Source organism: Paraburkholderia mimosarum LMG 23256 = NBRC 106338, from assembly GCF_000739815.1.
Taxonomy (GTDB): domain Bacteria; phylum Pseudomonadota; class Gammaproteobacteria; order Burkholderiales; family Burkholderiaceae; genus Paraburkholderia; species Paraburkholderia mimosarum.
On the sequence record NZ_BBJJ01000131.1, the window covers coordinates 1 to 8623 of the forward strand.

An 8623-nucleotide genomic window follows, 5' to 3' on the forward strand; every position below is an offset into this window, starting at 1 on the left:
TGCTAGGTCACGCGATCGAGCACGTGCTGTCGTTTCCTGACAACTATGGCCTCGGTATTCCGAACTTCCTCTACAACGTGAAGCCCGGTCAGTTCGACCGAGTTCTTATCTGCACGGAAACCCCGGCGCAAGCGCTCCCTGCACAACTGGTTGATGCCCTGAATGCGGAGATAATTTTCGATGAGCAGTAACCGTCCGCTGATATTCGTCGATCTCGACGATACCCTGATCCAGACCGCAGGCAAGATGGAGGAGGCCACACCACGAATCATCGCCACTCTGGACGTGCATGGGCAGCCCAACGGGTACATGAACCCGGTCCAGAACCTCTTCATCAACTGGCTGCTGGCCTCGGCCGATGTCGTTCCGGTTACCGCACGCAGCGTGGAGGCCTACAACCGCGTCAAGCTTCCTTTCACCGAAGGCGCAATTTGCTCCCATGGTGGAGTGATACTCCGCCCTGACGGATCGCTTGACCAGACTTGGCACGGACAGATGGCCGCGTCGCTCCGGACCTTTCAAGACCGGCTGTCGACACTGAGCGAAGCCACCCTGCAAATCGGCAAAGAACTGGGCTACTCCGTGCGCAGTTGCGTAGTCGGAGAGAAAGGTCTGCGCCACTACGTCGTTACCAAGCACAACGAGTCCGACGATTCGGTGCTCACCGAGTTGCTGACCGAAGTTCAATCTCGAAGCATGCTGGAATGTATGCACACCCACGTTAACGGCAACAACCTCGCCTTCCTGCCTGCGGGTTTGGAAAAGCGCTTCGCCGTTCAAGAATGGTTGCGCCGCGACCGTAAGATCCACGGCGAGCGGCCAGTCCTGGGCTTCGGTGACAGCATTTCCGACCTGGGGTTCATGGACCTCTGTCACATGTGGTCGACGCCGGCGCACAGTCAACTGGCGACCGTAGTGAAGGGGCTCATCAATGACTAATCTTCTTGCCACACTGAGCACCGTCGGCAGCGGCAGCTACGCCCCTGAAGATGTGCATTTCCTTTTGCAGCGCGTGCCGATGAGCGTCACTAACGTTGACGAAAAGGAACTTCTGATCCAGACGAATCAGAAGCATTACTCCGAGATGATAAGCTTGGAGCAGGCTCCTACTGACGTGCACAAGGGTTTCTACACCCATGTCCTGGCGCAGAACGGCGCTCGTATGGCTTCCAATGTTCAGTCCCTGGCCTTGGCATTGAGTGCCGCTTACACCGGGCCGAGCATCGCCCTGGTTTCATTTGTTCGAGCAGGCGTGCCCCTCGGCGTCCTGCTGCGCCGGGCACTCGTCGAAATGGGCCGCGATGCTCACCACTACGGCGTCAGCATCATTCGCGATCGCGGTATCGACACGGTGGCTCTGGAAGCCGTCATCCAGTTGCACGGTCCCGAAAAGATCGTCTTCGTGGATGGTTGGACCGGAAAAGGCGCAATCTCCGGTGAGCTCAAGCGGACCTTGGACGACGACAAGCGCTTCCCAGAAGATCCTCGCCTCCTTGTTCTGGCAGACCCCTGCGGCCGCGCTTGGCTGGCTGGCTCTGCAGAGGACTGGGTAATCCCGTCCGGCATCCTCGGCGCAACCGTGTCCGGCCTAGTCTCCCGCACCATCTGGCCGACTCAAGGCGGGCTTCATGGTTGCGTGACATACGACCACCTGCCTAAGCATGATGTAACCCGAGAGTTCATCAATAAGATCGAGGCCGAACGCGGGGCGCTGTGCGAGAGTTATCCCGCAACTCCATGGACCAACGAACAGCGATTGGAACTCCAAGCGTCCGCTGATGACGTGGTGTCCTCGCTGGCAACTCGCTTTGACATCTCCAATTTGAATCGCGTGAAGCCGGGTATCGCTGAGGCAACCCGAGCGGTTCTGCGTCGTGTGCCTGATCACGTTGTGGTACGTGATCGCAACGACAGCGACGTGCAGTTGTTAATGCATCTCACTGACCGCGCGGGCGTGGCCGTAGAGGAAGCTGGCGCCGACCTGGGTCCGTATCGTGCCGCGACAATCATACGGTGTCCGATCTGATGGGCGCCATTTCTCCGTGCGCCGTCGGGGCGACTCTGTACATACCGACCCGCGGTGACATCCTGGACGTGGATTTCGGCACCAGATCTCAGAATTGCGCTCATCTGTGGTGTGCCTGGCAGACGCGCGGCTTACCGCAGAACCTGGGAGCAACTCGATGCCCGCCTGTCACGGCGCGATGCATGCAAGACGATGGTCGGCCCGCTTGAGCTCGCGGGCCTGCACGGCGTTCCCGATCTCAAGGCGCTGCGTGACCAATACGCAACCCGTGAGGCCCAGTGTCCCGATGTCGAGGTTCAGATGCCGCCCGTTGCCGTCTATCGCGAACTGCTCGAGCAGGAGGCAGCATGAACGCGCCCGCGCATGATGGTGGCCGCCTGGCCCTGATGCTCAACGAGGTGCGCTTGCCAACGATCGGCAGGTTGTGGCCCGAGTTTGCTGAGCGCTCGGCTAAGGAAGCCTGGCCGGCCGCACGCCTGCTCGGCGCACTGCTAGAGGCACGAGTTGGCCGAACGCGCTAAGCGACGCATCGAGCGGCACCGTACCGAGTCGCATCTGGACCCGACCAAGACGCCGCCTTCGACTTCGACGCCGTGCCGATGGTCTCAAAAGCGCATGTTACAGCGCTGGCCACCGGAGAGTCATGGCTGGAGAAAGGCGCCACGGTTCTCCTGTTCGCCCCCCTGGGGTCGGAAAAACCCGCTTGGGATCGGCTACCGTCATGCATTGATCGAAGTCGGCTACCGCGTGCGGTTCACGCGTACCAGCGAGCTCGTCCAGAAGCTGCAGGCTGCGCGCCAGAGCCTGCAGTTGCCTTCCGCGCTGGCCACGCTCGATCGCTTCGATTGATCATCCTCGACGACCTGTCGTATGATCGCAAAGATCAGGCCGAGGCCAGCGTTCTGTTCGAGCGGATTGCCGAGAGGTATGAGCGAAAATCTCTTCTGATAACTGCAAACGAAACATTCTCGGGCTGGAATGACGTGTTCCCCGACCCTGGCATGACGGTCGCCGCCATCGACCGGCTGGTGCATCACTCGACGACCTTCGAACTCAACGTCGAAAGCTACCGCCGCCGCAAGGCCGGCGACAAACAAAATGCACGGCGGCGTCAATTACACGACGACAACCCTGTCAATCCGTTCAGCGGCCAGTTGCCTGACCACGGCAACGTTGCGCAGTAACGATGAGCGTCAACTAGATGATCACGCCCGGCCAAAATAGTTGTCGCTGACCGGCCGTGCTGCTTGATGCTGTTAACGCAAGGAATCCAGTACACCTATCGCGGGAGGTTGAGGGCTTCGAGCTGGAGTGTGAAGAATTGAACAAATAGGCGCACGCCTTGGAAACGAACTGCTCGCGACCGGCGCGCAGCTGGTCCAGCAGCGCGAGTTTGGGCAGCCGTAGCGCGCTGAGCATGCGCTGGCGGCACTCGGCCGGTTAAAAACGGTCTTTCGGGCTCGCCTGTCGATGAGCGGCTTAATTCCAAGCTCGGGTGCCGTGAAATACGCATTGATGGCGCCGCGTTTCGCGAATCCATGCCATGCTGCGCGGCAACGCCGTGGGGAAAATTCAAGATGCGCTGACCTCCATGAGGTCGATTTTTGGCCCACCTTGACCGGCGGGTCTTTTCCCTCATACATCAATGAAAAATGCTGCGACCATGAAAGAAAAACCGCAATTAAAGCATCCTTCTCAGCACGTTGTTACGCGAGATCAGTTGGTGCTTGATTACCGCTGCCACGTGCAACATTACCAGTCCAACCAGCAGTGCGCAACTTGTGCGATGCACCGCGAACAATTCGTCGGTTAGCGGACCTTTCTGGAACGGAGTATGGATTTCAACCAGGCCGAAAAACGGATAGCCATTCGGCACCATCAGGAAGCCACTCGCCAGCACTGCAAAAATCATGACGTAAATCACAACATGTATGACGCGTGCCAGTAGTTGCTGTTCGACGGACACATCGGGCAGCGCAGGTGGCGCGATTCTGAACAGCTTCCAACCCACCCGCAGCGGAAAAAGCATAATCAGAACCGTTGCTATTGACATGTTCAGCCGCGACAGGAAATCATGCACAGGTCCATTGGCGACCCGGGTGAGCGAGTAACCCGCTACACTGGCGTAAATAATCCAGACAGCAAATATCCAATGGAAAAATCGCGCAATACCGTCGTAGCGGCCCTGCTCGGTCCCGGCCGCCAGTTCTGACGAGCCACGCAGGCCAGATTGGCCGTCTTGCGGGATCACGGTTAGCGGCTCACCGGCATGCGAGCTGGATCGCCTTGCCGCTCGTGACATCCGGTTCATAACCTCTTCCAGTCCGAAGTTGTTAGGCTGTATCGGGACGCCGCCACGCGTTCCGCCCTTTGCTGATTCACTGCCGGAGTCAGGCGGGTTCTGTCGCAGTAAGAGCGAGAGGTCGGCCAAGACCGGTATGGTATGGATTCCTTACCCAACCCGCGAACATAACTGGTGTGCGGGATTTTGACCAACACCGCCATCGTTCAATTTCCCCTTGACGATCATGTGTATGACTTCGATGCCACCTAGGAGAGCGGGCGCAACGAAATTTCTCAAACCCGAGCATCGGGCGGGTCCGGCACTTGATCGCGCGGCGGTCCTGCTCGACGATGTTATTAAGATACTTCGACTGACGGATTCTAATCGGCGTCTCGCGCCCAGCGTTGATAGCCTCAAGCGCAGCGAGATTTGCCCCACTCTTGTCGTTCGGTCTCCACCTCGGGTTCGCCGTTGCGCTCGATCGATTTTTCAAAATAGCGCTTCGCGGCAGCCTTGTCAGCAATCGATCGCGTCTCCCGCTTCGTCCACGGCCCGGTACAAGTACTTCCACTGTCCCGACGACTTCGCGCTTGCGACGCCAAATGCCTTTTCCAGAACGAGCAGCAACTTGATCGCCCACCGGTGCACGGTTGAATGGTCGACATCGGTGCCGCACTCAGCCATCATCTCTTCCAGATTTCGCAGGCTCAGTCCATAGGCCACACACGAGCGCACGCACATCAGCATGACATCGAGCGGATGGTGCAGTCGCTTCAGAATCTTTGCAACTTCTGGGGCGAGGACCGTTCGTGGCGTCGGTGCCTTCTTAATCATCGGGTCAGTACCGGTTCGTCAGACGCGCCTTCTAGCGTTCCGGCACTAATGCGACACAACCATATTCGCGCCGACAACGCCAATTGCGGTTCAGGCAGGTCATGAAAATTTGCATTCGTGACGCCCAGTACATCGCCGAATGCACTATGCGGCATTTCCACGTCGACTAAAAAATCGATTGTTTGGATAACACAGATTCACGTAACGAATGCATGCGTGCGAGAAATATGCACGCCGATGGCTTCGCCAAATCAGCTTTCAGCCGGTAGCTTCAGCAATGTCACCTTGCTGACAGCAGCGTCGGGTGACAACTTGCAATGCAAAATGCCGAACTGCTTTTATCACGGCCATCGCTTCTCCGCGGCATCCTGCCTTCAACATCAAGCCTTTTTCACTCAGGAGCTCTTTGACCAAGGCGAGCATCTACGCGGCCAGTCCGTGCGTTTCGAGAAGGTGGCGGAACCGCAGAATCGTGCTTTCGTCCGGCAAACGCGTCATACCTTCGTCCAGCCCCGCAAACTCACGATACAGCGGCACGTCATAAAGCGCCTCATCCACCGCCGGGTCCGAAAGCCCAAAACACTGCTGCATGAAGTGAATCTGCAACATCGTCGCAACTGGAAACGGCGGCCTTCCAGTCTTACCGTTCGGATAGCGCGGTTCGATCACCGCAATCAACCTCGACCATGACACAACGCGCCTCATCTCATCGAGAAATTCCCGCTTGCGCGTGCGTTTCGTTGACAGATCCAGGCCAAGACCGAGCTGTGTCATCGAGGAACTCCTTTAATTCGCGTTCTTCCAGGATAGGACAACCAGACTTCAACGCCATGACTTTTGCAGGCCGCCCCTAGACATCATGTATGGACCTGCCGCACCTCAAGGGACGCGGATTAAGCTTGACGTGGGCTACACCGCGGCTCAGAGCCGCATTGAGGGGGCAGGTCATGAACAAGTTTAGCAAGTACGTGGGCCTGGATGTACATCAAGAAACGGCTGCCGTGGCGGTCGCCGACACGGCTGGCGAAGTGCGGTATGTGGGCGAGATTGTGAACACACCTGAGGCCATTGCGAAACTGGTCGCACAGCTCAAGCGGGGCACAGGACGGCTTGCGTTCTGCTACGAAGCCGATCCCTGTGGCTACACCATTTGCCGACAGCTGCGGGAACTCAAGCAGGACTGCCAGGTCGTGGCGCCGTCGCTGATTCCGAGGAAGCCGGGCGAGCGCGTGAAGACCGACCGGCGCGATGCCCTGAGCCTGGCGCGCCTGTATCGCGCCGGTGAGTTGAGCCCCGTGTGGATTCCGGATCAGGCAGAGGCGCTGCGCGATCTGACCCGTGCGCGTGAGGACCTGAAGCATCTGCAACGCCAGGCCAAGCAACGGCTGCTGTCATTTCTGTCGCGCCATGGCCATCGCTACACGGGCCGCTCCAGGTGGACGCAAGCGCACTGGCGCTGGCTGGAAGGCATCAGGTTCGCCCGGCCGGAGCAACAGATCGTCCTGCAGGAATATATCGACACAGTGCAGGCCTGCGGCGGGCGCGTGGTCAGCCTTGACCGCGAAGTCGAGACGGCCGCGCATGCCAGTCCAGCCTGGCCGGTGATCGAGGCCTTGATGGCGCTACGCCGTATCTGTTTGCTCGCGGCTGTGACGGTGATCGCGGAACTCGGCGATCTCGCACGCTTTGCTGGCGCGCCTCAACTGATGGCCTATCTGGGACTGGTGCCCAGCGAACATTCCAGCGGCAAGCGCGAACGCCGTGGCGCCATCACCAAGACGGGCAACAGCCATGTGCGACGCGTGCTGGTTGAAGCAGCGTGGACCTACCGTCATGCCGCACGAAAAACTGCGATCCTGCAGCGGCGTGCAGAGCGTACACCGCCAGAGGTCCAGGAGATCGCGTGGTCGACGCAGAAGCGGCTGTGCCAGCGGTTTCGAAACCTGATGGCACACGGCAAGCTAAAGAGCCAGGTCTGTACCGCCATTGCACGCGAGCTCGTCGAGTTTATCTGGGCTATCGGGCAACACGTCGCTCCCCTCAAGCACGTCTAGCCGGGATCTGACAAGTTAGTTGATCTCACAACAGGATGTTTGGGCTAGGCCAGGCAACGGTGGGAAAACCTTCGCGGCGACACTAGGAGGCAACTGGAAACAGCACAACCCTCGAATCTAGATTGAGGCAGCTCCCCGACGTTTCGTTTGTCATGCGGTAACCAACCCGCGAATATCAGAATGATCAACCGTCGGATAACCGCCTTGGTCCTGGCCCAAGCATCCTGTTGTTGACGATCGTCAGAGAGACGGTCTCGCATGGTCGTGAGCGTACTGGCGTCGCCCTCACGACCAATGCATAGCATGGGAAAACGACGTCGCGTCAAGGGTCCGCTACGCCGGGCTCACGCCCGCCCTTGACCCGTCAAACCTCGGAGAACCGCACTACTTGACACGGTCCATACTTCTGTCCCAGAAATAACTTTACATAAACTCAGATTGTTATATGATCGAGTCACGGTGTGCAGGAGGCGATCATGGGACGCAAAGGAATCGAAGTTGTCGTGTCGGAACTGGAGCGAGAACAATTGCTGTCAATGAGCCGCTCGCGTTCGCTGCCTCATTCTCTGGTCCGCCGTGCAAAGATTGTCTTGATGGCCGCTGACGGTCATACGAGTCAAGAAATTGCAACGCAGTGCGAAGTGACACCGCCGACAATTACGCACTGGAAGAAGCGGTTTGTTGCCCATGGACTTGCCGGTCTGCATGATGGAGCCCGTCCAGGCCGGCCTCGCACGCATGATGATGAAACAGTAGCGGAATTACTGGCGAGGATACTGCATGAGAAGCCGCACAGGGCAACGCACTGGAGCGTGCGGTCCGCTGCTGCACAGACAGGGATTTCGAAGAGTTCGGTGGCCCGATATCTGTCGTTGTTCGGTGTACAGCCTCATCGGTCAAAAAGCTTCAAGCTGTCTAATGATCCCTACTTCGTAGAGAAGGTACGCGATATCGTCGGGCTGTACCTGATCCCACCGACCAATGCTTTGGTGCTGTGCGTCGACGAGAAGAGCCAGTGCTAGGCGCTAGAGCGTACACAGCCGATGTTGCCCATGGGGCTGGGCTATCTCGAGGGAGTGACGCATGATTACGTCCGGCATGGCGCTACCACGCTGTTCGCCGCGCTCAATACGGCAACGAGTGAAGTCATTGCGCAATGTAAGCCGCGTCACCGACATCAGGAATTCCTTGCGTTTCCCAGGCATGTGGATCAGGCGGTGCCCGCCGATCTCGATGTGCATCTGATCGTCGACAACTATGCGACGGACAAGCATCCGAAGGTCAGGCGTGGCTGGCCAGGCATACGCGCTACCACATGCACTTCACGCCGACCTACTCAATCTGGCTGAATCAGGTTGAACGCTGGTTTGGCCTGATTACGCAGCAGGCGATCCGTCGAGGGTCGTTCAAGAACGTGCGCCAACT

At 58.4% G+C, this 8623-nt stretch carries 9 protein-coding genes and 3 pseudogenes; 9 read left to right on the top strand and 3 right to left on the bottom strand.

Annotation, left to right across the window (positions count from 1 at the left end):
- The 7 genes from BMI01S_RS34850 to BMI01S_RS44315 form a co-directional block, all read left to right on the top strand.
- Nucleotides 1–191 (top strand): TRSP domain-containing protein (locus BMI01S_RS34850; protein ID WP_042292443.1); only part of this gene is annotated, 191 nt, incomplete at its 5' end.
- Nucleotides 181–939, top strand: a complete 759-nt coding sequence (locus tag BMI01S_RS34855; protein WP_028215604.1) for an HAD family hydrolase — start codon at nucleotides 181–183, stop codon at nucleotides 937–939. The genes BMI01S_RS34850 and BMI01S_RS34855, both read left to right, overlap by 11 nt.
- The gene (locus BMI01S_RS34860; protein WP_028215605.1) at nucleotides 932–2026 is read left to right on the top strand and encodes a cysteine protease StiP domain-containing protein; all 1095 of its coding nucleotides are present in this window, start codon (nucleotides 932–934) and stop codon (nucleotides 2024–2026) included. The genes BMI01S_RS34855 and BMI01S_RS34860 overlap by 8 nt, the downstream gene beginning before the upstream one ends.
- Nucleotides 2027–2218: 192 nt before the next feature.
- Nucleotides 2219–2377, top strand: coding sequence for a hypothetical protein (locus BMI01S_RS39965; RefSeq protein ID WP_407669107.1), 159 nt, complete (start codon nucleotides 2219–2221; stop codon nucleotides 2375–2377).
- Nucleotides 2374–2547 (top strand): hypothetical protein, encoded by a 174-nt coding sequence (locus BMI01S_RS44305; RefSeq protein WP_322787216.1) that lies wholly within the window; start codon nucleotides 2374–2376, stop codon nucleotides 2545–2547. Before BMI01S_RS39965 ends, BMI01S_RS44305 begins: the two co-directional genes overlap by 4 nt.
- Before the next feature lie 205 nt (nucleotides 2548–2752).
- Nucleotides 2753–2875, top strand: coding sequence for a hypothetical protein (locus BMI01S_RS44310; RefSeq protein WP_409372328.1), 123 nt, complete (start codon nucleotides 2753–2755; stop codon nucleotides 2873–2875).
- Nucleotides 2872–3210 (top strand): ATP-binding protein, encoded by a 339-nt coding sequence (locus BMI01S_RS44315; RefSeq protein WP_322787214.1) that lies wholly within the window; start codon nucleotides 2872–2874, stop codon nucleotides 3208–3210. The genes BMI01S_RS44310 and BMI01S_RS44315 overlap by 4 nt, the downstream gene beginning before the upstream one ends.
- A 497-nt stretch (nucleotides 3211–3707) precedes the next feature.
- Here BMI01S_RS44315 and BMI01S_RS34870 read toward each other — a convergent pair whose 3' ends face one another.
- The 3 genes and pseudogenes from BMI01S_RS34870 to BMI01S_RS34880 all read right to left on the bottom strand — a co-directional run.
- Nucleotides 3708–4457, bottom strand: coding sequence for a cytochrome b (locus BMI01S_RS34870; RefSeq protein WP_154671482.1), 750 nt, complete (start codon nucleotides 4455–4457; stop codon nucleotides 3708–3710).
- Between the two features lie 21 nt (nucleotides 4458–4478).
- Nucleotides 4479–5144 (bottom strand): annotated as a pseudogene (locus tag BMI01S_RS34875) (IS6 family transposase).
- Between the two features lie 342 nt (nucleotides 5145–5486).
- Nucleotides 5487–5918 (bottom strand): annotated as a pseudogene (locus tag BMI01S_RS34880) (transposase); the annotation flags it as partial.
- 173 nt (nucleotides 5919–6091) lie between these two features.
- Here BMI01S_RS34880 and BMI01S_RS34885 point away from each other — a divergent pair.
- Nucleotides 6092–7198 carry an IS110 family RNA-guided transposase gene (locus tag BMI01S_RS34885; RefSeq protein ID WP_028232841.1) on the top strand — a complete coding sequence of 369 codons (1107 nt, stop codon included), beginning with the start codon at nucleotides 6092–6094 and terminating at the stop codon, nucleotides 7196–7198.
- Between the two features lie 476 nt (nucleotides 7199–7674).
- Nucleotides 7675–8623, top strand: a pseudogene (locus BMI01S_RS38560) (IS630 family transposase); the annotation flags it as partial.